Annotated in this window: 20 protein-coding genes and 1 riboswitch; of the genes, 2 read left to right on the plus strand and 18 right to left on the minus strand. The window is 40.0% G+C overall.

From position 1 onward, the window contains the following. Positions 1–4: 4 nt before the first annotated feature. From CZ487_RS21795 to CZ487_RS21850, 12 genes are all read right to left on the minus strand, one after another. Positions 5–1,009: an ABC transporter permease gene (locus CZ487_RS21795; protein ID WP_077214356.1), complete on the minus strand. Its 1,005-nt coding sequence runs from the start codon at positions 1,007–1,009 to the stop codon at positions 5–7. 2 nt (positions 1,010–1,011) lie between these two features. Beyond that, positions 1,012–2,505 (minus strand): sugar ABC transporter ATP-binding protein, encoded by a 1,494-nt coding sequence (locus CZ487_RS21800; protein ID WP_237562926.1) that lies wholly within the window; start codon positions 2,503–2,505, stop codon positions 1,012–1,014. A gap of 247 nt (positions 2,506–2,752) precedes the next feature. Continuing rightward, the gene (locus tag CZ487_RS21805) at positions 2,753–3,862 is read right to left on the minus strand and encodes a sugar ABC transporter substrate-binding protein (RefSeq protein WP_077214357.1); all 1,110 of its coding nucleotides are present in this window, start codon (positions 3,860–3,862) and stop codon (positions 2,753–2,755) included. A 126-nt stretch (positions 3,863–3,988) separates the two neighbouring features. Further along, positions 3,989–4,627: a methylthioribulose 1-phosphate dehydratase gene (locus CZ487_RS21810; protein WP_077214358.1), complete on the minus strand. Its 639-nt coding sequence runs from the start codon at positions 4,625–4,627 to the stop codon at positions 3,989–3,991. Next, a complete protein-coding gene (locus CZ487_RS21815) occupies positions 4,624–5,298 on the minus strand; it encodes a 2-hydroxy-3-keto-5-methylthiopentenyl-1-phosphate phosphatase (protein ID WP_077214359.1) in 675 nt (224 codons plus the stop codon). The genes CZ487_RS21810 and CZ487_RS21815 overlap by 4 nt, the downstream gene beginning before the upstream one ends. Continuing rightward, positions 5,295–6,518 (minus strand): 2,3-diketo-5-methylthiopentyl-1-phosphate enolase, encoded by a 1,224-nt coding sequence (locus tag CZ487_RS21820; protein ID WP_077214360.1) that lies wholly within the window; start codon positions 6,516–6,518, stop codon positions 5,295–5,297. The genes CZ487_RS21815 and CZ487_RS21820 overlap by 4 nt, the downstream gene beginning before the upstream one ends. A gap of 85 nt (positions 6,519–6,603) precedes the next feature. Beyond that, positions 6,604–6,709: riboswitch (SAM riboswitch) on the minus strand. A 116-nt stretch (positions 6,710–6,825) separates the two neighbouring features. Next, a complete protein-coding gene (locus tag CZ487_RS21825) occupies positions 6,826–8,115 on the minus strand; it encodes a (Fe-S)-binding protein (protein WP_077214361.1) in 1,290 nt (429 codons plus the stop codon). Positions 8,116–8,119: 4 nt separating this feature from the next. Beyond that, on the minus strand, positions 8,120–9,547 hold the full coding sequence (locus tag CZ487_RS21830; RefSeq protein ID WP_084783344.1) for an FAD-binding oxidoreductase: 1,428 nt from the start codon (positions 9,545–9,547) through the stop codon (positions 8,120–8,122). Between the two features lie 165 nt (positions 9,548–9,712). Beyond that, positions 9,713–10,180, minus strand: coding sequence for an N-acetyltransferase (locus CZ487_RS21835; RefSeq protein ID WP_077214362.1), 468 nt, complete (start codon positions 10,178–10,180; stop codon positions 9,713–9,715). A gap of 195 nt (positions 10,181–10,375) precedes the next feature. After that, positions 10,376–11,638, minus strand: coding sequence for an ABC transporter substrate-binding protein (locus CZ487_RS21840; protein ID WP_077214363.1), 1,263 nt, complete (start codon positions 11,636–11,638; stop codon positions 10,376–10,378). A 340-nt stretch (positions 11,639–11,978) separates the two neighbouring features. After that, positions 11,979–13,934 carry a lipoteichoic acid synthase gene (gene ltaS / locus CZ487_RS21845; protein ID WP_077214364.1) on the minus strand — a complete coding sequence of 652 codons (1,956 nt, stop codon included), beginning with the start codon at positions 13,932–13,934 and terminating at the stop codon, positions 11,979–11,981. 348 nt (positions 13,935–14,282) lie between these two features. Further along, on the minus strand, positions 14,283–14,468 hold the full coding sequence (locus tag CZ487_RS21850; protein WP_077214365.1) for a twin-arginine translocase TatA/TatE family subunit: 186 nt from the start codon (positions 14,466–14,468) through the stop codon (positions 14,283–14,285). Positions 14,469–15,019: 551 nt separating this feature from the next. Here CZ487_RS21850 and CZ487_RS21855 point away from each other — a divergent pair. Both CZ487_RS21855 and katA read left to right on the plus strand, forming a co-directional pair. Next, positions 15,020–15,208, plus strand: coding sequence for an aspartyl-phosphate phosphatase Spo0E family protein (locus CZ487_RS21855; RefSeq protein WP_077214366.1), 189 nt, complete (start codon positions 15,020–15,022; stop codon positions 15,206–15,208). 423 nt (positions 15,209–15,631) lie between these two features. Continuing rightward, a complete protein-coding gene (gene katA / locus CZ487_RS21860; protein WP_077214367.1) occupies positions 15,632–17,089 on the plus strand; it encodes a catalase KatA in 1,458 nt (485 codons plus the stop codon). A 133-nt stretch (positions 17,090–17,222) separates the two neighbouring features. On the opposite strand, the gene CZ487_RS21865 is transcribed toward katA, so the two are convergent. The 6 genes from CZ487_RS21865 to CZ487_RS21890 all read right to left on the minus strand — a co-directional run bounded on the left by CZ487_RS21865 (position 17,223) and on the right by CZ487_RS21890 (position 26,338). Further along, positions 17,223–19,013, minus strand: coding sequence for an L-lactate permease (locus CZ487_RS21865; RefSeq protein WP_077214368.1), 1,791 nt, complete (start codon positions 19,011–19,013; stop codon positions 17,223–17,225). 239 nt (positions 19,014–19,252) lie between these two features. After that, positions 19,253–20,023, minus strand: coding sequence for an IclR family transcriptional regulator (locus CZ487_RS21870; RefSeq protein WP_077214369.1), 771 nt, complete (start codon positions 20,021–20,023; stop codon positions 19,253–19,255). Between the two features lie 57 nt (positions 20,024–20,080). Further along, a complete protein-coding gene (locus tag CZ487_RS21875; protein ID WP_077214370.1) occupies positions 20,081–20,860 on the minus strand; it encodes a fumarylacetoacetate hydrolase family protein in 780 nt (259 codons plus the stop codon). 185 nt (positions 20,861–21,045) lie between these two features. Beyond that, entirely contained in the window at positions 21,046–23,229 is a 2,184-nt protein-coding gene (locus tag CZ487_RS21880; RefSeq protein ID WP_077214371.1) for a malate synthase G, read from the minus strand. Between the two features lie 287 nt (positions 23,230–23,516). Then, entirely contained in the window at positions 23,517–24,980 is a 1,464-nt protein-coding gene (locus CZ487_RS21885) for an FAD-linked oxidase C-terminal domain-containing protein (RefSeq protein WP_077214372.1), read from the minus strand. Next, complete coding sequence (locus CZ487_RS21890) at positions 24,980–26,338, minus strand: (Fe-S)-binding protein (RefSeq protein ID WP_077214373.1); 1,359 nt, start codon at positions 26,336–26,338, stop codon at positions 24,980–24,982. The genes CZ487_RS21885 and CZ487_RS21890 overlap by 1 nt, the downstream gene beginning before the upstream one ends. Between the last annotated feature and the right edge of the window lies 1 nt (position 26,339).

Here is a 26,339-nt window from a genome sequence, read left to right on the forward strand (position 1 = left end):
CCACTTATTTCTGTTTATAATACGTAAGCCCTAATGCAAATGCCAATACGGCCCCTTTTACAATATCCATGGCATAATAGGGAACGGACATCATCACAAGTCCATTTGATAGTATCCCTATAAGAATAGCACCGACAAATGTTCCAAACGCATTTGGCTTTCCAGCTCCAAGCACAGAAAACCCAATGAAAGCAGCCGCTACTGCGTCCATCAAATAAGGAGAACCAGCGTTGATTTCTGCTGTCATGACCCTTGACGCCAGCACCATTCCGCCGATTGCTGCAAGAACCGCTGACAATAAATAAGCGATTGTTTTATATTTATTTACCGGAATTCCTGATAGTCGTGCAGCTTCCTTATTTCCGCCAATGATATACATATAACGGCCATGTTTTGTGTAAGTAAGAAAAATATGAACCACAATGACAACCACTAGCATGACGACAATAATCCACGGAACCTGTCCCATTTTTACAAACAGAGGACTAATCACACCTGTCGCATATGACCCATCTGGCATGACCATATTTTCAGAAACGGTTGCCCCCTTTGTGTAGGTCAAAGCAATTCCTTGGATGATAAACATCGTAGCTAATGTAGTTAACATGTCTGGAATTCTTAACTTCACAATTAACAGTGAATTAATTAAGCCAATCAGTATGGCAGCCGCAAGTACGACAAGTATCGCCACAAACATATTTTGCGAATACCAGACGAACATAGAAATCACCACAGCATTTGCTACCGAGGCTGTGGAACCAACGGATAAATCGAATCCATTCACAGATAAAGAAATCGTCACTCCAATTGCGATGATCGTTACAATTGAAATGGATCGTAAAATATTAATTAAGTTATTGCCATCTATAAAAGCTGGGTTAGCCCAAGTAAAAATCAAAATTAGCAGTGCAATCGTTAAAATCGTGCCGTATTTATAAAAAAAGTCAAATAGTTTAAAAGGTTTCTTTACTAATTGTTTTTCTACTGTGGAGGCTTCTGGTTTTGTCATGTCTATTTTCCTCCTGTTGAATAAAATAAAATTTCTGCTTCATTGGTTGTTTTTGTTTCCATCTCTTTTACAATTTCTCCGTCATAAATAACACATAATCTGTCTGTCATTCCAAGAATATCTGTTAATTCGCTAGAGGCGTAAATGACCCCTTTTCCTTGGTCCGCTAATGCTGTGATCAGATCGAAAATCTCTCTCTTCGCCCCCACATCAACGCCCTTTGTCGGTTCATCAAAAATATAAATATCTGCATCAGTTTCGATACACTTTCCAATTACTACTTTTTGCTGATTTCCACCAGATAAATTCGCCACTTTAGTCTCAGACGAAGGAGTTTTTATGGCGAGCTGTTCAATCATTCTTTCGGCTTCCCTCTTCTCATGCTTGAAGTTTAAAAAGCCGCCCATTTGAGAGAATTTCTTTAAATTCGACATGCTTAAATTAGATGAAACAGATTCAGTTACCACCAAACCCTCTTTTCGTCTTTCTTCGGGAATAAGAACGATTCCTTGTCTAACCGCGTCATAAGGTGAAGATATTTTCACTTTCTTTCCGTTGATAAAAATTTCGCCGGAAACTGTGTCTGCTTCTCCGAATAGAGCTTTACATATTTCCGTTTTACCCGCACCTACAAGGCCGGCCAGTCCTAAAATTTCGCCCCTTTTTACATGTAAATCGAGATGATCGATCATGTTTCCATCAGATAATCCTTTTACTTCAAGGATATGTTCTCCATGTGAAGAAGACCTTTCAGGATATTGATCCGCCAGCGGTTTTCCCAGCATTTTTTCGACAACTTGGTTTGGTGAAGTTTCTGACACTTTTTCACTCATGACAGACTCACCATTTCTCATCACCATAATTTCCTCACAGATTTCAAACAGTTCTGGCAATCGATGGGAAATGAATATTATGGCCACACCTTGTTTTTTGAGCAACCCTATCAGCCGAAATAACTCTTCTGTTTCAGTTTGACTAAGAGGCGCAGTTGGTTCATCCAATATCAGACACTTACAAGAATCCGAAACAGCCCGTGCTATCAGAACCATTTGCTTTTGTGCGAGTGTCAATTCGCTGATCGATTTTGTTGTAGGGATATTCACATGAAGGCTGGCGAGGATTTCTGCAGCCTTTTCATGGATACTCTTCCAATGAATAAACTGTTTTTTACCCATCCCGTGAACCATGCTTTCAAGCATGATGTTTTCTCCAACAGATAAAGAAGGAATAAGGGCAGTGTCAACTTCCTGATATACCATTTGAATGCCGAGCTGCTTTGCGTCCTTCGGTGTCCGTATGGTTACCTTCTCCCCATGCAGATAAATTTCACCGCTATAATGATCATAGGCCCCTGAAAGAACCTTCATTAGCGTTGATTTTCCTGCTCCGTTTGCTCCAATTAAAGCATGAGCTTTCCCTTCTTCAACTAGGAAACTAACATTTTTTAATGCGGCCACGCCGGGGAAGTGGATGGATATATTGTTCATTTGAATCATGTATTTGCCTTCCTTCCTAGTGGCTTTTTGCAGCCTTGCTTTCTAATTGGCTCTTTTTATTTCTATTGTTCACGAATCCGCGCCGTGATGACCCTTTCCACATGCTGTTATTCATCTCAGAAAAAAGGCACGTTCTAAGGACCCATCACTCTGCTAGTATTTAATTAATACATTATTTGTTTTTCATAGACATTTCATTAAAGAAGAAATCGGTACGCTGACCGATTTCTCTTAACAAAGAACTTTTTTATTTTTGATAATGTTCTTTCAACGTCTTCATCCAGTCTTCTTCAAAATCTGTTGATTCTCCCCAGCCTGCTACAACTTTTGATAAGTTGACCATGTTGATTGGTTCTTCAGAAGAAGCTAGTTCTTCCTGTGAAATTAAGCTTGCGTCAAGTGCGTATTCCTGCGGCGTTTCTTCACCAGCTAATTTCTTAGCCAAAATTCTCATATTTACTTTACCAATCAAAGCAGGGTCAACCGCTGCTGTATACTTCCAAGTGCTTCCTTCTTCTTGCATCAATTGTAAATCTGCATTCGAAACATCAATTCCATAGATTTTAATTTCATCACGACCTGCTTCTTTTAACGCACGAACTGCCCCTGTAGCAAAAGCATCCCAGGTTGCGAAAATCGCATCCAGTTCACCTTCTGGGTACTTTTTTAGCATTGCTGCGACAGCATTCTGTGTATCAACAGACGTATTAGCAGATGCTACACCAAAACGGTCAATTTCTTTAATTCCTGGGTTGTTCTTCAATGCTTCTTCATACACAGCATTACGGCGAACCATCGGCGGAAATCCATCTACCCAAAGGTAAGCAATTTTTGCTTCACCATTAAAATCATTAATAAGCTGATCCAATGCTAATTTCGCAAGCGCTTGGTCATCTTGAGCAGTCAACGTAACCCCTTCAACTTCTTTTAAACCATCAATCGAATCAAACGTCACAACTTTCTTATCTTTTTCTACAAGATCCTTAACAGCATCAACTGTCGCCGCATCGTCACCGTGTGAAATGATGACACCATCATAATCTTGAGTGGAAGCTTGAGCAATCGCATCGTGGAACTTAGCGGTATCCCCATTTGCAGTAAAAGTATCTACTGTAAATCCTAGTTCCTCGCCCTCTTTTTTAGCTCCTGCCAAATACTGAGCTGTATGATCGTCACCGCCAATTTTACGAATGACCATTATTTTTACTTCTTCTCCATTAGCAAATCTCTCTGGAACATTTTCAATCGGTGTTTTTGTTTCTTCTGTTGAAGAGGTCTTCTCTCCTGAAGAACATCCAGTCAAAAGAAGGGATAAAGCCAAACCAGTTACAGCAAACTTTTTAAATAATCCTTTCATGTGAAATTCCCCTTTTTATTTATATTTTTTTTAAAAATAACACTTTATTAAATCTCATTTAACCAATTTGTTAAATCAGAATTAAACTTGTACATAGGCAATGCGTTTTCTATTAAGGTAAAATGATTAGATCTGTCCTACCCGCATTAGACTTGCTTTTGCCTGCATTAATTTAAGCTGGTACTGAAATAAAAACTCGCATGCTTCAAGAACTTTCTTTGCTTCAAAACTATCTTTTCCCCAAACCGTTATGCCGTGATTGCGAATCAGCACAGCTCCACGATCTTCATTTACATACGGAGCCATTGTCGCTGCGAGTGTAGGAATATGGGCAAAGTTATGAATAATCGGGATCTTCCATTCCGCATCTTCTTCCCAAAGTCCATATGCTTTGATCAGTTCCTGTCCTCTAAATACGACTTCCCCTTCATCACCATACAGTTCAGAAATGACATTATTTGCCACTGTATGAACATGAAGACTGCAGCCAGCATTGCTTCTACTGTAGATCTCACAATGCAGAAGGGTTTCAGCTGACGGCTTCAAATTCGTCTCGCCAACTGGGTTTCCTTCTCCATCAACAAGTAAAAAATCCTCATGTGTTCTTTTCCGCTTGTCCTTCCCGCTTGCTGTTACAAAAAATTGAACAGGGTCATCTTGAACCTTAATCGCTAAGTTTCCGCTCGTTCCCATGAACCAGTCACGCTCTGCCAGCTCTGCCTTAATATCGGCAAGCTCGTTTACTCTTGATACCACTACACTCATCTTTCTTCACCTGCTTTAGTCTTTAAACTTTCTAATATATTAATACAATCGTAAAAAGTTTCAAATGGTTGAAAGGGAATCGAAAGCTCTTCACATTTTGATGTTAAATAATCTCTTGAAATCACTGTATGAGCCATTTTTGCAGCCTCTACATCCGTAACTGAATCACCAATCATAATGGTATGGGCATCAGAATGGGCTAGACTCCTGATGACAGCCGGCTTACAGCAGCCGCAATTTTGATTGGTGCAGCGTTCATCACAGGAATGCGGCCATTCTATGCGGATGGTGTCACCGCTGAAATCAGCTTGATTGCAATACAATCCAGTAATGTCACCGAACTGCTTTAACATCGGTTCTACAAAAAAGTCAATTCCCCCGCTGACAATATAAAGCGGAATGTCATGCTGCTTTGTATATTGAACAAACTCACCAAAGCCATCTCTAATTTGGGCTGTCTCTAGTACGTATTGAATAATTTCTTCTTTTTTAGCAGAGGGAAGGAGTGCAAACATATTGCCTACCCCCTCCTGAATGCTGATTTCTTGAGACAGGACCCCGTCCTTCCATTTCTCCCAGCCTGGCGGGTTAAAGTGTTTCATAATGCTGACAATATTATCCTTCTTGGTTACCGTTCCATCGAAGTCACAGAAGATAACTGGTTTTTTCATGATGTACTGACCTCTTTCCAACCCCAAAGTTTAATCGCCTCTTGTAATTCTGCTGCCTCATCTGCCTCTGGCAGCTGTTTTCCGTTCAACACAGCTTCAATCGCCTGACGAAAAGCCTTTCCTCCGCCTTGTGCACCTTGCGGATGGCCGTGAACCCCGCCTCCTGCATTAATCACGCAATCATTTCCAAAATCATGCATAAGCTGCGGTACTAGTCCAGGATGAATACCAGCTGATGGTACAGGTAAAGTCCGTTTCAGCGCTGTTTCTTTAACCAATTCTTCCTTCAACGCCATTACCTTTTCTTTCTCTAGTGCCACACTTCCATAAGGAGATGGGAACAGTGAAAGGTCAGCTCCTGCTAATCTTGTCAGCGTTCCTAATAGCAGTGCATGAGTGACGCCATATTTCTCAGACGATGTAAACGCACCGCTGAATGCCGGATGTGCCATGATTGGCAAACTAATCTCATCATCTTCCCGCAATGCTTGAAGGACGTCTAATCCGTATGTATGAACATTAAACAGAAGAATGTCCGCACCTAATTCTTTCGCTTTCCTTGCTTTATCTCTTAATTCAAACGTTCTGCCAGACAAGTTAACGGCATAAAGTGTGCGATGTCCCGTTTCTTCGAAAACCTGCTGAAGGACCTTTTTTCCTTCTGTAATTCTTTGCTCGAAAGGAGTAAGCTCATTATCAAAAAGAATTTCGTCATCCTTGACGAGGTCGACACCGCCTAATGCTTGTTCCCGCAATTGGCCTAGCAGATAATCCATATCTCTTCCAATTACACCTTTAAAAATACTCATAACTAAAGGTCTGTCATATACGCCAAGCTTCTCGCGTATCCCTTCGATACCAAATCTTGGACCGGGAAAGCTTTTTAGAAGATCTTCATCAACCTTCAAATCTACTAATTTAACTTCTCCATCCAGTGATAACTTTCCAAACGTTGTCGTGAGGATCGCTGGGATATCATTTGAAAAGTTTGCGCTTGGGAAGTCAATTTCGTATCTGGCGATGGTTTTCCCTGTCTCTTTGTCCTCGCCCAGTTCAGTTATACTGACAACCTGCCCTTTATGCTTTTTTAATTGTTCCTGTTCTAAAAGAGGAAGATTCGTCCATGAACCAATCGTAAGTCCCAATGCGATTTCTTCACCTTTTTTTTCTAATTTGGCCTTATCTAAAATGATTTGATAAGCTGCTGTAACTTTACTCATGTTAGGTACCCTCTTATCTCTAGTTTTTATTCATTCTATTAAAAAAACCTCTTCCAAAATAAGAAGAGGTTTCCGTAAAAACAACTTCTTATCTTTCAGCTTTCGCTGTGAGAATTAGCACCGTGCTCATACAAAATAAGTCGGTTGCCGGGCTTCATAGGGCTCTTCCCTCCACCTGCTCTTGATAAGAGATTATTTATTAAATTTATATATTCAAATAACTTTACTGCTGTAATGAATTATCGCATTCCATTTTAACACTGTCAACATGTTATTTATGATTTTTTTAGTGTAAACGCTTTTATTTTTATTCATCTGTCAGTGTTAATCCACAGGATGCCGCAATTAATTCTACTAGGTGAACAACTTCTATTTTTTCTTCAAGTTTTTCTCGATGAACTCCTAGACGCATTTGAAGAAGACATCCTGGATTGGTTGTGACAATCATCTCCACGTCTTGCTCTACTCCCTTCATTTTCTCATCAAGGATCTTCATGGATTCATGGAAGTGTACAAGATTATATATCCCTGCAGATCCACAGCACATCTCCGCCTTGCTCAACGGTTTGAAGATCACACCAGGAATGCTTTCTAACAATTGCAGTGGTTCATCCACCACCCCTTGGACATTCGTCATATGACAAGAAGGCTGATAGGTGACCTTTCTATCCATCTCAACATTCCCTAACGGCAGCTCGCATTGTACGAGGATCTGACTAATATCTCTTGTCTTCTGAACAAACGCATGAGCCCGTTCTGCCCACTCTTCATCATTCTCAAGCAATTTATCATATTCGGCTAACATCGCACCGCAGCCGCCTGCATTATTCACGATATAATCAATATCCATTTCTTCAAATGCCGCAATATTTTTCTTTGCTAATTGGATTGCATCCTGCTTGCGTCCAGAATGGGCATGGAGAGCACCACAGCATGTCTGTTCTGGAATTACGTGTACTTCACAGCCCGCTAACTTCAGTAATTCAAGAGAAAGGCTGTTCACCTTCTCAAACAAACCATCCATAATACACCCTGTAAAAAAGGCTATTTTCCACTTAGGACTAGTACTTGGCTTCAACACTGCTGCACGTTTTTTCCGTTTGGCAGGTGATGCTGCCTCAGGTAAAATCTTCTCAAATGAAGACAGTGAACCTGGCAATACATCAGTGAGTTTTGTTTTTCGAGCTAGCTTTTGCAGCCCGCTAGACTGATAGAACCAAAGCAGGTTCGCTCCTCGAGTTATTTGCTTTGAGCTCGGAATTACCTTTCGAAACAAAAGATCCTGCGTTCTTTGAAAAGGAAGTGAAGAATTCTCCCGGTGGTTGTGATAGAGTGCTTCCCGAGTTTCTTCAAGAATTTTTCCATATTTCACACCTGATGGACAAGCTGTTTCACAGGCGCGGCAGCCTAGGCACAGATCAATGGGTTCTTTTAACTCATCATAAGAAATAACCCCCTCTGCAGCCAGCTTCACCAAGTTTATCCTCCCTCGCGGCGAATGAGTCTCGGTCCTTTTACTAAGGTAGGTCGGACAAGCCGGCAGGCAGTAACCGCATTGAACACATTGAATCGTTTCATCATATGGCAGACTGTTCACAGGACTACTCCCCTTCCATTAACGAGAAAACTTGGTCTTTTCCCGGAAAAATTTTACCAGGATTCATGATTCCATTCGGATCCCAGCTTTCCTTAATTCTTTTCATCATGTCCAATCCGACAGGCCCCAGTTCCATTTCCAAAAACGACGACTTCATCGTGCCAATGCCATGTTCTCCTGAAAGAGTGCCTCCCAATTGCAACGCTGCTTCAAAGATCTCTTTCACAGCCTGCTCCACTCGTTTCATCTCATCACTGTCCCGTTTATCAGCCAAAATATTAGGATGAAGATTGCCATCTCCCGCATGTCCAAAAATGACGAGATCAAGCTGATACTTCTCTTTTATATTCTTCAGTTTTTCAAACATATCAGGAATTTTACTGATAGGTATCGTAGCATCTTCTGATATTTTCGTCGGCTTTATTCTCGTAATCGCCGGTGACACCATTTTTCGTGCCTTCCAGAGATTTGCTTGTTGAGATAATTCCGTCGCCATTACGACGTTTCTTGCCCCTGAGCTGCGGCAAATTTCACCGACCTCCTGAATTTCTTCTGCCACCGATAACGGTTTCCCATCCACCTCGATAAGCAAAATCGCCTCAGCATCTAAAGGCAGGCCAGAAGGGGAATAGTCTTCTACTGCTGCAATGCACGCTTGATCAATCATTTCGATTTTTGACGGGAGGATACCTGATGTGAGGATCGTGGAGATTGCTTTCCCTGAAGTTACCACGTCATCAAATATCGCCATAGCTGTTGCTGTACTCGGTGGTTTTGGAATCACTTGCAGCGTCGCTTCTGTGATGATACCAAGCGTACCTTCAGAGCCGATAATCAACTTGGTTAGGTCGTAGCCTGTCACATTCTTGACCGTTTTCCCGCCCGTTCGAATAATATCCCCTTGTGGAGTCACGACTTCAAGACCGAGGACATAATCCTTCGTCACTCCATATTTCAGCCCCCTTGGTCCCCCAGAGTTCTCAGCAAGGTTCCCGCCGATCGTTGAAATGGCAGAACTGCTTGGATCAGGCGGATAAAAAAGACCATATTTTTCTGCTGCCTCATGAATAGCACCTGTTAATACTCCTGGTGACACAATCACAATAAGATCCTCTGGAATAACATCTAATTTCTGGTCCATTCTCGATAGATCTAAAACGATTCCCCCTTCAACCGGCAGCGGGCCGCCTGAAAGTGAAGTCGATTGCCCGCGTGGATAGATCGGTATGGACTTTTCGTTAGCCAGCTTCACAATGTCTGCCGCCTCTTGAGTTGTTAACGGTTGAATGACCACTTCTGGAAAATAAGTACCGAAAGAGGCATCAAACGAATAGCCGGCAAGATCATTTTTGTCTGTCAACACACGACTATGTTCGGGGATTATATCTTTTATCAACTCTATAATTTGACGATCAATTTTCTGAAATACCAAATGATTTCCTCCTCAATAATGGTGCTTCTTTACGTATTTTCCATGTATAGGCCGAATTCCTCTAAAAGAGCGGCATAAAGTGTTCTACATAATCCCGCTGTCCTGTTTTTTCAATAACAAAAAGACACCTTCACATAGGTGCCTCACAGTCATATCAATATTTCCTTACACTAGCTGCTTCGTATAATAAACCATTGCGATTTCATCACAATTATGCAGCTTTGGACAATGGATACAATCAATCCATACCTTTTGCGGCATCGTGTCTTTTACCGTCACCTCAAAACCGCATTTTGAAAAGAATTCCACTTGGTAGGTTAAAGATATAAGTTTATCAATCTCTAAATTTTTTGTTTCATCAACGACTTTTTCAACTAAACGCTTTCCGATCCCTAGCTTCCCTTGATCCTCAGCAACAACCAACGAACGAATTTCCGCTAATTGCTTATCTAAAATATGCAAACTTGCGGAGCCCACCACTTTATTATCCTTAACAGCTACAAAGATTGCTTGGAGGTTTTGATATAAAGACTCTCTTGTCCGTGCTAAAAGGAGCCCCTGTTCTGCATAAAGTTGAATTAAATCAAAAATCGCCTCAACATCAGACACCTTTGCTTTTCTAATCTGTATCATGTTTTCTCACCTTTTTATATGTCCTTTAGTTCATTCTAAAGAATTGAAGTTTATATTAATATTTAATCATAAACCTGTATAAATATAAACCATTATTTTTTATATTTGTTAAAAAACTCCCCCTTCCTACAGATAAAAAAAAGCAGGAGCACTTCCTGCTTATAAAAACACTGCTTTCAATTATTGAACATCCTTTTATTCATAAATAATTTCATCCGTTACTGGATCGTAGGTAACATTGCTTGTAATTGGAACGAGCTTTCCATCTTTTGCTTGAGTCAAGAATAGGGTTGTTGTTCCATAGCGGTGTTCCGGTGTATAAGTAACACCATTATAGAAAGAACCATCCCAGTTATCGAATGTTTCCATTTGTTTAATGAAATTATCCCATGTTAAATCATCACCAGAACGCTTTAATCCTTCAACAAAAACCTGTGCGGTTGACCATGCCCCTTGAGAAAGAGCTCCGAGTGTTTCCTCGCCGAATTCCTCTGTTACGTATTCAACATATTTTTGAACATCTGGATCATCCATACTGTCTTCATAGCCAATATTTGTTATAGAGCTAATGGTACCTTCCCAGACATCCTCACCCGCTAAGTTAAATTGGTTCTTGTCTCCACCTGCAGTGGTTGTCACAATGAACGGTGTATCCATTAAACCAATTTTGTGCATTTCCTTACGAAGTGCTGCAGAAGGCGCTGGTGTCGAGTTCATGATAAATACATCAGCACCCGTTTTCTTCATCTGCTGCGCCTGTGAGCTGAATTCTTTATCCGTCGCTAAGAATGGAATTTCCGCTACAATTTCTACCCCTTCATACTTTTCAAGATTATCTTTAACTGCTTGAAGCCCCTGCTTACCAAAATCATCATTTTGATATATAATAGCAATCTTCTTAGCATTCAATTGTGTTGCTGCATAATCCAAGAACAATTTTGCCTCAATAACATAATTAAATGTTCCTCCAAAAATATTCTTCTTTGGCGGGTTTACAAACTTATCTGCTCCTGTTCCTAATCCAGTTACCGGAATTCCTGTTTCATCTAGAAGCTGCATGGCAGCTGCGATATTTGCTGTTCCGATTGGATAAAGAATAGAGAATACTTTATCTTCTTCAATTAATCTTTGCATACCTTGAAGAGTCTTCGCTGGCTGGTACTGATCATCATATGCGATCAGCTTAAGCTTTCTTCCGTTCACACCGCCATTATCATTTACATATTTGAAATGCGCCTCTAAGCCTTTGCGAACTTTATCATATTCAGCTACCGGGCCTGTCTGCGGTCCTAAATGTCCAACTAGTATCTCTGTATCCGTTACCCCTTGGGCCAGCTGTTTGCCATCACTAGAACCATCATTCCCGTTTGACTGGTTCCCAGCATCTTCACTGCTGCACGCCACTAGTAACATAAACGCTATAAAGATCGTTAAAAAAACATGGAGCTTCTTTTTCATTCAACAATTCCCCCTTCGAAAATTTCTATTAAATTTTTATAAATGAATGCACGATAATAAAAGATTTACAGCTGATGTTTCTACCTCCCTCCTCTATCACCGCAATCTACGAGGAAAACACCCCCATTGTAAGCCTTTTCATCTCAACCGGTTGCGGAGTATAGAATTAAGTGTAATAACATTTTTACTATTTTTCAATATATTTTTTAGAAATTTTAAACTATTCTGAATAAAGTTATTTCAGAATTATATCTAGTAAATAGAATTAGGTTGTTTTCATTTTAAAAGTATTGAAAAAAGCTGCCCATTGGACAGCTTTTTTCAATACTTATCATTATCATTATTCAGCAGTTTCTTCTACTAGAGATAGTTGATAATTATATTGCGAACGATCAACCGGCTCAAAATTTTCCGGTGCATAGAATCGTAATAAATCTCCATTTACCACTCTATCAGAGAGAGCTAATTTTTGCTCTGCAATTTCCTGATATTTTTTCGCTTCCTCAATTTGTTCTTCTGGCAATTCTTGACCTGTTCTTGAATCAAAGAATTTTCCATCCACAAATGTAATCGTTGGACTTACAAAATCACCGTTACGGAACGGAATCACTTCATCATGGTCCTCTGATAATAAATCTGTCCCAAACTGAACATATTCTTTCGTATCAATACCCAGCAAGTGAAGAAGTGTTGGCAGAAGATCAATTTGACCTCCATATTCATGATTTACCCCGCCTTCTAGGCCTGGAACACGAATAAATAATGGCACACGTTGTAATTCTGCTTTACTTACAAACGGCGTCACTTCTTTTCCAAGAACCGTATTCATCGCTTTATTGTGGTTTTGCGAGATACCATAGTGGTCTCCGTACATTATAATAATAGAATTATCATATAACCCTGATTCTTTAAGAGAAGCGAAGAACTGCTCTAAAGCTTCATCTGCATAACGCGCAGTTTGGAAATAGTTATCTACTGATTTATCACCTGTTGTATGTGGTGCAATCGTTGTTTTTTCCTGGTCCATTTTATACGGATAGTGGTGCGTAACCGTAATAAACTTTGAATAAAATGGCTGCGGCAGTGTTTGCAGCATTGGTATTGATTGCTCAAAGAATGGTTTGTCCATTAAACCGTATTCTGCAAGATCTTCCGGCAGCATATTGTAGGCACTAGAGTCAAAAAAGTGATCATAACCGAATGATTTGTAAATTTCGTCGCGGTTCCAGAAGCTTCCTGAATTTCCATGGAATACTGCTGATGTGTAACCACGTTGTCCTAAAATCGCCGGTGCAGCTTGATATGTGTTAAGACCCTTCGTTGTAAAAGCTGAACCTTGCGGCAAGCCGTACAATGAATTTTCTAAAATAAATTCTGCGTCGGCCGTTTTCCCTTGCGCTGTTTGATGGAAGAAGTTATCAAAATAAATCGTATTTTCATCTCTGATTAAAGAGTTCAAGAACGGTGTTACTTCTTCCCCATGAAGCTGATAATCCATTAAGAATGATTGTATTGATTCGAGGTGAAGATAAATCACGTTCATTCCTTCACCAACACCAAAGTATTCTGGATTTGGTTCTGCATAATTAGATCTCGTGAAGTTAATGACTTCTGTAATATCATTACTGTCCGCCATAACTCGTTGTGCAGAAGCCTTTGTACTTTGAACAGCATCGTAAATAGTGTAATTATACATACCTAAATATTTCACAATATAATTGCGGTCAAAGCCTCTTGTTAATAATTGCGGGCGATCAGTTTCTGCCATAGCAAGGTTTAAGCTTGAAATACCTAAAGCCATTAACAGTAGTGCAGCAACCTTACGGCGTCCAAAATTCTTCATATCAATCTTCACAGTTTTAAATGAAAGCAATCCAATCAATAGAAGAATATCAACAAAGAAAAGAACATCATATGGTCTAACTAAAGTGATGACACTCCCGCTTACATCGCCAAAGTTCTCTGTTTGGAAAAGCGTTGGCAGCGTGATAAAGTCATTGAAAAAACGGTAATATAATACATTGGCATATAAAAGAAAAGTTAAGACAAAATCTAAAATAATCAGCCAAATATATTTTTTTCTGCCTTTAAAAATGGCTGCCAAACCTAAAAATAATATGGAAGATCCTAAAGGATTTAAAAACAATAAGAATTTTTGCAGTGAGTTATCTATTCCTAAGTCAAACTGCGTTAATTGTATCACGTATGTTTTTAGCCAAAGTAAGACTACTGCCAAAAAGAAAAAGCCAATATATTTGTTAAAAATACTTTGACCTTTCTGTAATGTGTTATTCATTTTGTTACACCTACCTCTACCAAACTAGTATACCTAATATGGTTAATTTATATGACTATGAATGTCCACCAGTAATACCAATAATTATCATACCTGCAAAATATGAACAAATTATTAACAAACAAAAAATAAATCATTAATAAAAACTTAACACAATACAAGAATCATACTTCTTTTTTAAAATTTGTCAAGACTTACTTTTGTCATATAAGAGAATAATCCTATCTTTAAAGAATGCCGTCATATAGCGGTTAAGATCACTTTTTATTGAATCATCATCAACCATTATATGTAAAAAGAAAATGAGTATGTCCATAAAAATGAACATACTCTTCATAATCTTTTTACTTATATACCCTTTTTCTTTTCGTCTTCTGGCTTATCATCATCCATTAATCCTTTTGTCGAATTTTTAAATTCTCTTAAGGATTGACCAACAGCTCGTCCCATTTCAGGCAGCTTCTTTGGCCCAAAAATAACAAGTGCAATAATTAAAATTAATATTAAACCGGGGACTCCAATGTTTGATAACATGTAACCCACTCCTCTTAAAATGTCTATCTCACAGACAGGATTTGTAACCGATTTTACGCCGTCACAAACTAAAAATCAACCCATTGTCCTAAAATACATCGACAACATCTTTTACATGCAGCACATAAAATCCTCTAAATTCCTTGTAACAGTACTTTTTTGTTATCTCTATTATACGACATAACCATGACCTTAACAATATTCGCGCTTTCTCGACAAGCACTCTCCTATTATTGAAAATCTCCATTATCCTTGTCGAAAATAATAGAAAAAAGCAGGATTATGATCGCCAATGTAAGGCCTTCCATTTTCTTAGAATCCGGCTTTATCATCTCAAAATTCGACATGTTTTTGTCAGATTAAAGGAGTATTTGATCGTAACTTACATAAAGGACTTTATATCATAAGTTGTACTTTTTTATCCTAGTTTCTTCATATTATATTATCTGACTGTTCAACCAAATGTTTTTTATAATTGTGTCAAAAATCACAGCCTTTCTTTTCGTCCTATATTAAGATTGGAATAAATGACTAAAAAGGGGGTTTTTCCCATGTTTCAAATTTTTGAAAAAGACGATTTAATCAAAATGATCGAAGCACTTCGATTGGATATGATTAAAATTGGACTTGTTCATGGATTAAGCAGCAAGAAAGTAATTCAGCTTAGCGAACAGCTTGATTATTATATTGTACAGTACCAAACGCTGCACATAAAAAACGATAACAAGACATTCCACTAACCACTTCAACATCCTGGAATCACCATAATTGCGTAAAACCAAAGCTTTACAACTTCTAGTCTTTAACACATATAATGGGTTTCCTACACAGATCATATCAATCTACTACAACATCAACTTTCTAATCTTCTACATATTTATGATACTCCTACATAGAATTATTAATGGTACTGCAGTACTATTCCCATTATCAATTAGAATGTATAATTCTTAATTCTAAACCATTTCATCACTATATTTTCAACGATAGATATCATTCTTCTATACGCGACAGCACTCTATAATTAAGGTAAAGTAATTAGCATTGATATTTTAGTAATATTTTTTATTAATAATTATTATAATTTAGTATTGATTTTTTACTGAGAAGTGTTATCATTGTAATCAAGAGTTATCAAACAATAAATTTATGAGGTGATTGTTTTGACTAATAATAACAAGAAACTTACTACTAGCTGGGGTGCACCTGTCGGTGATAATCAAAACTCTATGACGGCTGGTCAAAGAGGTCCAACTTTACTTCAAGATGTACATCTTCTTGAGAAACTTGCCCATTTTAATAGAGAACGCGTACCTGAGCGTGTTGTACATGCTAAAGGCGGCGGTGCACACGGATACTTTGAAGTGACAAACGACATGTCTAAATATACTAAAGCAAAAGTGTTTAATGGAGTTGGCAAACGCACACGAATGTTCATCCGTTTCTCTACTGTTGCTGGCGAATTAGGTTCTGCAGATACAGTGCGTGACCCACGTGGTTTTGCTGTAAAATTCTATACGGAAGAAGGAAATTACGACCTAGTTGGAAACAACACACCAATTTTCTTCATTCGTGATGCGATTAAATTCCCTGACTTTATCCATACACAAAAAAGAGATCCAAAGACACATTTGAAAAACCCTACGGCTGTTTGGGACTTCTGGTCTCATTCTCCAGAATCGCTGCACCAAGTTACGTATTTAATGGGTGACCGCGGCCTGCCAGCTACTTGGCGCCATATGAACGGTTACGGAAGCCATACATTCAAATGGGTAAATGAAGATGGTGAAGGCGTATGGGTTAAGTACCACTTCATTACTGATCAAGGTGTTAAAAATATTTCAAATGAAGTTGCTGGAAAGCTTGCTGGTGAAAATCCTGATTATCATACAGAAGATTTATTTAATGCGATCGAAAAAGGCGACTACCCGTCATGGACATTAAAGGTACAAATCATGCCGCTTGAAGATGCAGATACTTACCGTTTCGATCCATTTGATGTGACAAAGGTGTGGTCTCATAAAGACTATCCACTTATTGAAGTAGGCCGTATGGTTTTAGATAGAAACCCTGAAAACTATTTTGCTGAAGTAGAGCAAGCAACATTCTCTCCAGGAACATTAGTACCAGGTATTGAGCCTTCTCCAGATAAAATGTTACAAGGTCGTCTGTTTGCTTATGCTGATGCACATCGCTATCGTGTCGGAGCGAACCATAATTCACTTCCAATTAACCGTCCAAAATCAGAAGTGAACAGCTATCAACGCGACGGCCAAATGCGTCCAGATAATAACGGCGGCGGTTCAGTATACTACGAACCAAATAGCTTTGGCGGTCCAAAGGAAACACCTGAAAACAAAACAACCGCTTACCCTGTAACAGGTGTAGCTGAAAACGTGGCATATGATCATGATGATCACTACACTCAAGCTGGTGATTTATATCGTCTGATGAGTGAAGAAGAACGCACAAGACTTGTCAATACCATTGTAGAAGCAATGAAGCCTGTCTCATTAGAAGAAATCAAACTTCGTCAAATCTCGCATTTCTACAAAGCTGACGCAGAGTACGGTACTCGCATCGCAAAAGGTCTAGGACTAAGCGTACCGCAGGAAGTGTAAGAGATTTTTATATAAAGTAATATTTTTTGAAACTCTTTCTCTAGTATTCTCAAACTTTATTCTCAAAAATTCACAACAACTTCTCATCATAAAAAGCCTAAGGGACCCCCTTAGGCTTTTCTAATTATCGTAATTATTTTGATGAATTCATTCCATTAGAAGTGTTAATTGTAAGTTGGTTTGCGCGTTTCTTGTTTGTTGCAATAATATAGATAGCTGCAATTGCGATAAGCGCAACAATAATCGATCCGAGATTAAAAAGTCCCTTTTCTGCATACCAAACAATGGAAAAGCCTAATGCTCCTGAAAATAATGCATAGTATACGAACGGTAAAAGTGTTTTCCTGATAACCGATCCTTCTTTCCCTACCATGCCTACAACAGCAGAGGCAGCAACAACGTTATGCACACAAATCATATTTCCAGCAGCTCCGCCGACAGCCTGTAAAGCCACGATCCACGCCGGGTTCACTCCAATTTGCGCACCCACATCGTATTGGAATAGTGAGAACATCATATTACTTACCGTATTACTTCCAGCAATAAAGGCCCCAAGCCCGCCAATGAAAGTAGCAAAAAATGGCCAAAACTCTCCCGTCAATGATGCGACTGCATCCGCCAGTACAATTGGCATTCTTTCAAAGCCAGCAGCACCGTCCGTTGTATTTAAAAATACTTGTACCATTGGCACCGTGAACACTAAAGCAGTCGAAGCAGAAAGCATTGTTTTTCCAGATGCTGACCATGCACGCCCATAAGCTTTTCCATTCATACCATGAATAAAGTACGTAATGATCGATACTAAAATAAAAATAGCTCCTGGTGAATATAACGGCTGGAAACTTGTCGTAATTCCTGAACCAAAAATATTTTCCCATTTTAACGTCCAAGCCTGAGACCATTCTAGTAGTGGAAGTGATTTCAATCTAGTTAAAACTAAGAATAAACCAATAAGTACATACGGTGCCCATGCTCGAACGCCGCTCATCGTGCCGCTTTTATGTGCAATGTCCTTAATTTCCAGCTTTCCATTCCACTCAGGATCCCATTTTGATTTCTCCTCAAAATCCCAAACTTCCTCTTTTGGAGGCATAAGAAAACCTTTTTTAGCTGCCGTAATAACAATTGCTAATCCAACTAATCCCCCGATCATAGATGGGAATTCAGGTCCAAGTGTATTGGCAACAATCACATATGGTATGGTCATAGCAAAGGCCGAGAAGATAGCAAACTTCCAAACTTTCAATCCTTCTGTAAATGATTTGTTTTTGCCAAAAAATCTGGTCATAAATGCCACAACGATAAGCGGGACAAGGGTTCCTGCGATTGTATGAAGAATCGCCACTTTCCCTCCGATATCTACAGTCAAAGCCAGAAAGTCATTTGTAATGCTAGTATCAGCAGCTAAACCAGTTTGAACTCCGACCAACATTGGTGTCCCTACTGCACCGAATGATACAGGTGTACTTTGGATAATCATCCCAGCGACAACTGCTGCCATAGCCGGAAACCCTAAACCAACCATTAAAGGTACAGCTACTGCAGCAGGTGTCCCAAAGCCCGCAGATCCTTCAATGAAGGAACCAAATAACCAAGCAACAATTATTACTTGAATCCGTCTATCCGGAGAAATATCAATAAATCCTTGACGTATCGTCTTCATTCCTCCACTTTCTTGGAGTGTGTTTAATAGAAGAATCGCTCCAAAAATGATATACAACAATGTTAATGCGGTAAAGAAGCCATGTAAAGAAGCAGCAGCAACCTTTGCTCCAGGCACCTGCCATACAAACAAAGCAAGTGCAATCGCTACCAAATAAGAAATTGGCATTGCTTTACTAGCTGGCCATCTAAGACCAACGAGGAAGACTCCAACTGCAATAATTGGCAGCAGCGATAATAAAGCTAACAACCCAGTACTCATAAAACTTTTCCCCTTCCCTTTTCATAATAAGAAACAATAAGTTCACTTTGTTGCGGTTTACGAAACATTGTTATATAAAAATAGAATAATGTTATATAACAGTTAGTAAACCTAAATCTATTATACAAATTTCTGTAAGAATAGCAATAATTTTTTGAAAATTCAGTACTGAAAATAACAAAAAAAAAATTTGTACAAAATATCTTTATTTCAAAGAGTTTGTACAAATTTTATTATGCTTATTTTGTAATGTATCCTAATCTTGCTGAAATCTCTTTGCTTGCATGAAGCATTTTCTCTTTCAAACTTTCTAACCGTTCCTCTGTCATCCTCATTGTCGGCCCCGAGATACTTACCGATGCCACAACCCGGCCTAAATGATCAAAGATTGGTGCTGCAATACAGGTGATTCCATACTCATTCTCTTCTAGGTCGAGAGCGTACCCCTTTTGCTTAATTCCGTTAAGCTCTTTCAAGAATGACTCTTTTTCCGTAATCGTATTTTCTGTATGCATCGGCAGGCCTTTACGATCGATAATATCCATTACAGTAGTTGATGGCAAATGGGCAAGAATGGCTTTTCCAACAGACGTACAGTGCATAGGAGCCCTTTTTCCGACTCTTGAATGGGTTCTCAGTGTTTCTGTGCCCTCAAGCTTTTCGATGTAAACTACCTCGCCTTGATCATAGACAACGAGGTGAATCACTTCATTTGTTTCTCTCTCTAATTCTTGCAGAAACGGTTTCGCTTCCATGCGCAGGTCAATCGAATCTAACAACTTCGAGCTGACTTCCAAAAATTTATAGCCCAACTTATATTTGCCGGTATCCGCATCCTGCTCAATATAACCATACTGTGCAAGTGTAGAAAGAATGCGGTAAACGGAACTTTTATTTATATCAATTTGGTTGGCAATTTCTGTAACGCCTAATCCACCCTTTTTAGCGCTGACCAGGTCAATGATATCCAATGCCCGGCCGACAGATTTAACCATATTATCTCTTTCCAACCTCTCTCACCTCTCAAATAATGAGCTCATTATATCATACCGGGCATTTCATTGTGATTAACGATTCAATTGACTTTCCCGTACAGCTGCAAAGGTATTCTTTAGTGTACCAATGCCTTTAATTTCACATTCAATGATACTGCCTGCTCCGACAAATTCCGCACCAACTGGGCTCCCTGTTAAAATAACATCTCCTTGCTTGAGCGTCATCACTTTAGATAGATAAGAAATCATCTTGCGAATAGGAACAATCATTAACTCTGTGCTGCTGTTTTGTTTCTCCACCCCATCCAGTCTTGCTTCTACTATAACCTCAGATGGGTCGAGCTCTGTTTCAATCACTGGCCCTAAAGGTGTGAACGTGTCAAAGGATTTTCCGATCGTCCAATGACCTGCTTCATGAAAGAACTGCGGTGCTGTCACATCATTGCCCACTGTATAACCAAAGACATAATCCAACACATCATTCTCAGAGATATTCTTCGCTTCTTTCCCAATAATGACCGCTAATTCTGACTCGAATTTAATCTCTTTTATCCCGCCTGGAATGATAATGTCTTCTTCAGGACCAATAACAGAGGAAGTTGGTTTAAAAAAGAAAACAGGGATTTCAGGTAATTCTTTTGGAAGTTCCTCTACTTTCGATACAAAATTCGCACCAATGCCAATAATTTGGTTTGGTTCTAGCGGCGCAAGAAGCTTTACATCATTTTTATCGAACGTCTTTCCCGTATATTCCCAAACACCAAATATATCTCCAATGATCTCCTTAATTTCTCTTCCTTCAATTGTGCCCTTATATGTAGTCGAATTGGCTGTAAACCGAATAAATTTCATTTAGCTTTTCTCCTCTCTAATTGTAGAGTCATTCTCTTTTCTTTAGCAGTCTAAAAAGTTAATTTAACAGATTATCCGATAACTGATCTTATGAAGAGAGCATTCTAAAAAGTATTTAGAATGCCCTCTAGTTCAATTATAATGTTCATCTGTGTATCCACGATACTCGAACATCAGTATTTAGTTTATTGGCCGACTTTCACTTTCGCTTTGAATTCAGCACGGCGGCGATGAAGGATTGGTTCAGTATATCCGCTTGGCTGCTCATAGCCTTTGAAGACCAGTTCCAATGCAGCTTGGAATGCAGTTGAATTGTCATAATCTGCTGCCATTGGACGGTACGCATCGTCCCCTGCATTTTGTTCGTCTACAACCTTCGCCATGCGCTTAAATGTTTCAAGCACTTGCTCCTTCGTTACAATTCCATGGTGTAGCCAGTTAGCGATATGCTGGCTGGAAATACGCAATGTTGCACGATCTTCCATTAAACCGATGTTGTTAATATCCAATACCTTTGAACAGCCAATGCCCTGCTCAACCCAGCGGACAACATAACCAAGAATTCCTTGTGCATTGTTATCAATCTCAGCTTGAATTTCATCAGAACTCCAATTAGGATTTTCAGAAACCGGAATTTGAAGGATATCATCCTGTAAATCTGCCTTTCCCGCATCCTTTAGCAATTCATCCTGGATAGCTTTTACATTCACCTCATGATAGTGAAGCGCATGCAGTGTTGCTGCAGTTGGAGAAGGCACCCACGCCGTATTTGCACCTGTCTTAGGGTGACCAATCTTTTGTTTAATCATCTCTGCCATCAGATCAGGCATAGCCCACATACCTTTACCAATTTGTGCATGCCCTTGGAAACCTACTGATAAGCCAACATTTACGTTGGATTTTTCATACCCTTGCAGCCAGCTTGTATTTTTCATATCGTTCTTGCGGATCATTGGACCAGCTTCCATGGACGTATGCATTTCATCACCCGTACGATCAAGAAAACCAGTATTGATAAATACGATTCTTTCTTTAACTTGACTGATGGCATTCTTCAAGTTTAATGTTGTACGGCGTTCTTCATCCATAACCCCGATTTTGATCGTATTGCGCTTAAGTCCCAGCAAGTCTTCAGCACGATTAAAGAGCTGATTTGCAAATGCTACTTCCTCAGAACCATGCATTTTCGGCTTAACAATGTAAATCGAACCTTTTGAGGAGTTCTGGAATTTTCCGTTTCCAAGGATTGTATGCTTACCAACTAAGCTCGTTACAACCGTATCCATGATTCCCTCTGGAATTTCTTGTCCGTCAGCATCGAGGATCACATTTGTTGTCATTAAATGCCCCACATTTCGTGTGAACATTAAAGAACGACCTTTTAATGTTACTTCTCCTCCGTTTGGAGCATTGTAAATACGATCAGGATTCATCGCACGAGTCATCGTTTTACCATCTTTGCCAAACGTCGCTGTTAAGTCGCCTTTCATTAGGCCTAACCAGTTGCGGTACACATGAACTTTATCTTCAGCGTCTACAGCAGCAACGGAGTCTTCACAATCCATAATGGTTGAAACAGCTGCTTCCATTAAAATATCTTTTACTCCAGCTTTATCGGTTTTACCTATCGGTGAATTGCGATCAACCTGTATTTCGAAGTGAAGCCCATTGTTTTTGATTAAAACAGCAGAAGGCTCTCCTGCCTCTCCTTGATAACCTGCAAGCTTTGATTCATCTGCAAGCCCTGTTGTTTGGCCGTTTTCAAGTGTCACTGTTAATTTTCCGTCCTGGATGGCATAGTTAACAGCATCCTTGTGTGAACCGTCTGTTAAAGACGCTGATTTGTCTAGGAAGTCACGGCCAAACCTAATGACTTTTTCTCCGCGAACAGGATTATAAGCTCCGCCGCGATGTGCCCCATCTTCTTCACTGATTGCGTCTGTTCCATAAAGTGCATCGTATAGACTTCCCCAGCGTGCATTCGCAGCATTGAGGGCGTAGCGGGCATTGTCGACTGGTACAACGAGCTGCGGCCCTGCCTGAAGGGCAACTTCCTCATCAACGTTCTCTGTAGTTACCTTGTAATCTTCAACCTCTGGCTCTAAGTAGCCGATCTCTTTTAAAAATGCTTTATATTGATTGAAATCAAATTCCTTATTTTCCTTATGCCATGTATGAATCTTTTCTTGAATAACCTCTCGATGAGCGAGTAACGCCTTATTAACTGGCGCCAAGTCATTTATAAGTGCTTCAAAGCCCGCCCAGAAGCTTTCGCGGTCAATACCGCTTTCAGGAAGTGCTTCATTGTTAATAAAGTCTGCAAAAATATCCGCTACTTGAAGATTTCCGATTTTAACATATTGAGTCATGATAAAATTCCTCCTTAAATTTCAACTAGATGTTTTCCTACTCACGATACACCTGTTTCCTATTGCAAAACACCGTTTCTGTTTTTATCAAAAAAGAGATATTAGCAAATTACTAATCTATCAATGATATCCATGTCTCTTTTTGTTTGTTATTACGAAACAGCGTTTCATAAATAATCCTTAATAGGATAATAACATGCTGTTTAAGATATTTTCAACAATTTTCTAAAAATAATCTATATTTTTTGGAAGAGGGAACGCGTTCAATTTACATCCCCCCTATTGGTTTAATTTGCAGCGGTGGAAGCGGCCTTCATTTCCTTTTTAATCTCCACACAGCGTCCTGGAGTCGGAAATAACTTACCAGCATTCAAGAGATTCTTAGGGTTAAAAACTTCCCGTATATCAGTTTGAGCAATAATCTCCTCATCCTTGAATACAAAGCGCATTTCTTCCCTTTTTTCAATCCCAACTCCATGCTCTCCTGTAATCGTACCGCCAACATCCGCACATACTTGTAGACATGCACTTCCAGCTGCTAGTGCTTTTTCTGTTTCCCCAGGTATTCTTGCATCAAAAAGAACAAGCGGATGGAGATTCCCATCTCCTGCGTGGAAAATATTAGAGATTCTTAAGCCGTATTCTTCACTAATTTGATTAATTCGTTCCAATACGATAGGAAGCTTGCTTCTAGGGATCACCCCATCTTGAACAAGATAGTCAGGGGAAATCGCTCCCATTGCACCAAAGCCTGTTTTCCGGTTCGCCCACCATCTGCCTCTTTCAGCTTCATCTTGGGCGACCTTGACCTCGCGAACATTGCGCTTTTTACAAACATCGAGAATCTCGTTAATCTGTTCATCAATCCCCGCTGAGATGCCGTCTACTTCAATCAGAAGAACGGCTTCAATATCTTTCGGGTGACCTACCGGAAAAGCAGCTGCTTCTACCCCTTCAATAGCCGTCTTATCCATCATTTCTAGAGCAGCAGGGACGATTCCCGCTGAAATAATATCAGAAACCGCCTGACTGCCATCCGCAACTTTATCAAAATAGGCCAATACGGTTTGTTTTGCTTCTGGATTCTTTAAGATACGGACAGTTATTTTCGTCACGATCCCCAAAGTACCCTCCGAACCTGTCAATAATCCCAATAAGTCATATCCTGGCGCATCTGGTATGCCGTTTGCCCCGATTTCGATGATTTCCCCATTCGGCATAACCACTTCTAATCCCAAAATATGGTTCGTTGTTACACCGTATTTCAAGCAGTGGGCACCACCTGCATTTTCAGCAACATTTCCGCCAATCGTACAACAGTATTGACTCGATGGGTCCGGTGCATAGTAATAGCCTTTATCAGAGATCGAGTTTGTTAGTTTTAAGTTAACAAAGCCCGGTTCTACCACCGCTCTTCTATTTTCAAGGTCAACACTTAATAGCTTCTTCATTCTAACCAAGCTGATAATAACCTCCCCATTTAAAGGGATGGCACCTCCGCTTAACCCCGTTCCCGCACCCCGCGCAAGGAAAGGAAGATCATGTTCATGACAGTACTTTACGAGACGCGCGACTTCCTCGGTGTTTTTTGGAAAAACAACAGCTCTAGGTAAATGCTTGTGAATCGTAAAGCCATCGCAATCATAAGCAAGCAAATCCTCTTTTTGATAAAGAATCGAACGAGGGCTGTTAACGATATTTGCGAGATTGATAATATGCTGGTCCTTTGTTTTCAAGCCTTTTACCGCCATTATTTCCCCTCCTTCCCTTCATCTTCTTTTTGATAAGCCCAATCTAATAGCTGTACCGTATGCACAACTTGTTGGTTTCTTCCATATTTTTGCACGCCAATGGCCATTTGCAGCATACAACCTGGATTGCCCATCGAAATCATTTCCACATCATCAGGGACGTTTTCCATCTTGCTTTCCAGCACCGCACCAGCCATTTCTGGATTGGTAATATTATAAACGCCAGCACTTCCACAGCAGCGGTCAGAGTTTGGCATATGAACCATTTCAACCCCTGGAATATTAAGGAGCAGATCGCGCGGCTCCTGCCGGATACCCTGGCCATGTGCAAGGTGACACGCATCGTGATACGTAATCCGCTTGTTAATCTCTGCCTTTGGCTTTTCATAACCTGTATCATAAAGATATTTTGAGATATCCTCTACTTTTTTAGAAAACTCTTCCGCTTTCTCATGCCATTCTGGCTCCTCACGGAATAATTCCGGATACTCCTTTAACATACAGCCGCAGCCAGCCGCATTAACAATGATTTTTTCAGAGTCCTGAAACGCTTCAATGTTTTGCTTCGCAAGCTTTCGCCCTGTCTCTCGGTCACCAGCATGAACATGGAGGGCACCGCAGCATGTTTGGTTTTTCGGTATTTTCACGTCATTCCCATTCCGTGTCAGTACGTTAATCGTTGCTTCATTAATATCACCGAACATCACATCCATGACACAGCCCGTTAAGAAAGAGACCTCATGCTTTGACTCACCCTTCGCCTTGATGACGTTTTCATTTTTATATTTTTTACGTACAGATTCCTTGATTTCCGGCATGATCGATTCCATCTCTACCAGATGCTTCGGCATGATGTTTATCAGCCCTGTTTTCCTTACCGCCTTTTGCAGACCGCTTTTTTGGTAAAATTTTAAGAGTCCTCCCAAAGAATCTAAGCGGTTAGGGTGCGGGAATAACCCCTCTAGTATGGCTTTGCTGACCGTGCCCTTCCATCCTGTTAGCGGCATCGCTTGACGAACCTGCCCTCTCGCTTCTTCAATTAAACCTCCGACATCAACATCCGCCGGACACGCCGTTGTACAAGCGCGGCAATCCAAACACTGAAAGACTGGATCTGCAAACATCTCATTTACTTTCAGCTTTCCTTCAGCAACCGACTTGATTAAATGAACACGTCCGCGCGGAGAATGCTGCTCCTGTCCGGTATGTTCGTAGGTAGGACAAGATTCCAAACACATACCGCAGTGTACACAATCCGCCCATTTATTTTCATCTGGCGGGTCACTCCATAAATAATTGCTCAAACTGTTAGTTGTACAAGATGGATCTGCTTTAATATCCATTTCTCTTACGCTCACC

This window comes from Robertmurraya dakarensis (assembly GCF_900156875.1).
Classification (GTDB): domain Bacteria; phylum Bacillota; class Bacilli; order Bacillales; family Cytobacillaceae; genus Robertmurraya; species Robertmurraya dakarensis.

Bases quoted from the DNA above. Each gene is read 5' to 3' on its own strand.
- CZ487_RS21795 (WP_077214356.1), bottom strand. From the start codon at position 1,009: ATGACAAAACCAGAAGCCTCCACAGTAGAAAAACAATTAGTAAAGAAA.
- CZ487_RS21800 (WP_237562926.1), bottom strand. From the start codon at position 2,505: ATGATTCAAATGAACAATATATCCATCCACTTCCCCGGCGTGGCCGCA.
- CZ487_RS21805 (WP_077214357.1), bottom strand. From the start codon at position 3,862: ATGAAAGGATTATTTAAAAAGTTTGCTGTAACTGGTTTGGCTTTATCC.
- CZ487_RS21810 (WP_077214358.1), bottom strand. From the start codon at position 4,627: ATGAGTGTAGTGGTATCAAGAGTAAACGAGCTTGCCGATATTAAGGCA.
- CZ487_RS21815 (WP_077214359.1), bottom strand. From the start codon at position 5,298: ATGAAAAAACCAGTTATCTTCTGTGACTTCGATGGAACGGTAACCAAG.
- CZ487_RS21820 (WP_077214360.1), bottom strand. From the start codon at position 6,518: ATGAGTAAAGTTACAGCAGCTTATCAAATCATTTTAGATAAGGCCAAA.
- CZ487_RS21835 (WP_077214362.1), bottom strand. From the start codon at position 10,180: ATGATACAGATTAGAAAAGCAAAGGTGTCTGATGTTGAGGCGATTTTT.
- CZ487_RS21840 (WP_077214363.1), bottom strand. From the start codon at position 11,638: ATGAAAAAGAAGCTCCATGTTTTTTTAACGATCTTTATAGCGTTTATG.
- ltaS (WP_077214364.1), bottom strand. From the start codon at position 13,934: ATGAATAACACATTACAGAAAGGTCAAAGTATTTTTAACAAATATATT.
- CZ487_RS21850 (WP_077214365.1), bottom strand. From the start codon at position 14,468: ATGTTATCAAACATTGGAGTCCCCGGTTTAATATTAATTTTAATTATT.
- CZ487_RS21855 (WP_077214366.1), top strand. From the start codon at position 15,020: ATGTTTCAAATTTTTGAAAAAGACGATTTAATCAAAATGATCGAAGCA.
- CZ487_RS21865 (WP_077214368.1), bottom strand. From the start codon at position 19,013: ATGAGTACTGGGTTGTTAGCTTTATTATCGCTGCTGCCAATTATTGCA.
- CZ487_RS21875 (WP_077214370.1), bottom strand. From the start codon at position 20,860: ATGAAATTTATTCGGTTTACAGCCAATTCGACTACATATAAGGGCACA.
- CZ487_RS21880 (WP_077214371.1), bottom strand. From the start codon at position 23,229: ATGACTCAATATGTTAAAATCGGAAATCTTCAAGTAGCGGATATTTTT.
- CZ487_RS21885 (WP_077214372.1), bottom strand. From the start codon at position 24,980: ATGGCGGTAAAAGGCTTGAAAACAAAGGACCAGCATATTATCAATCTC.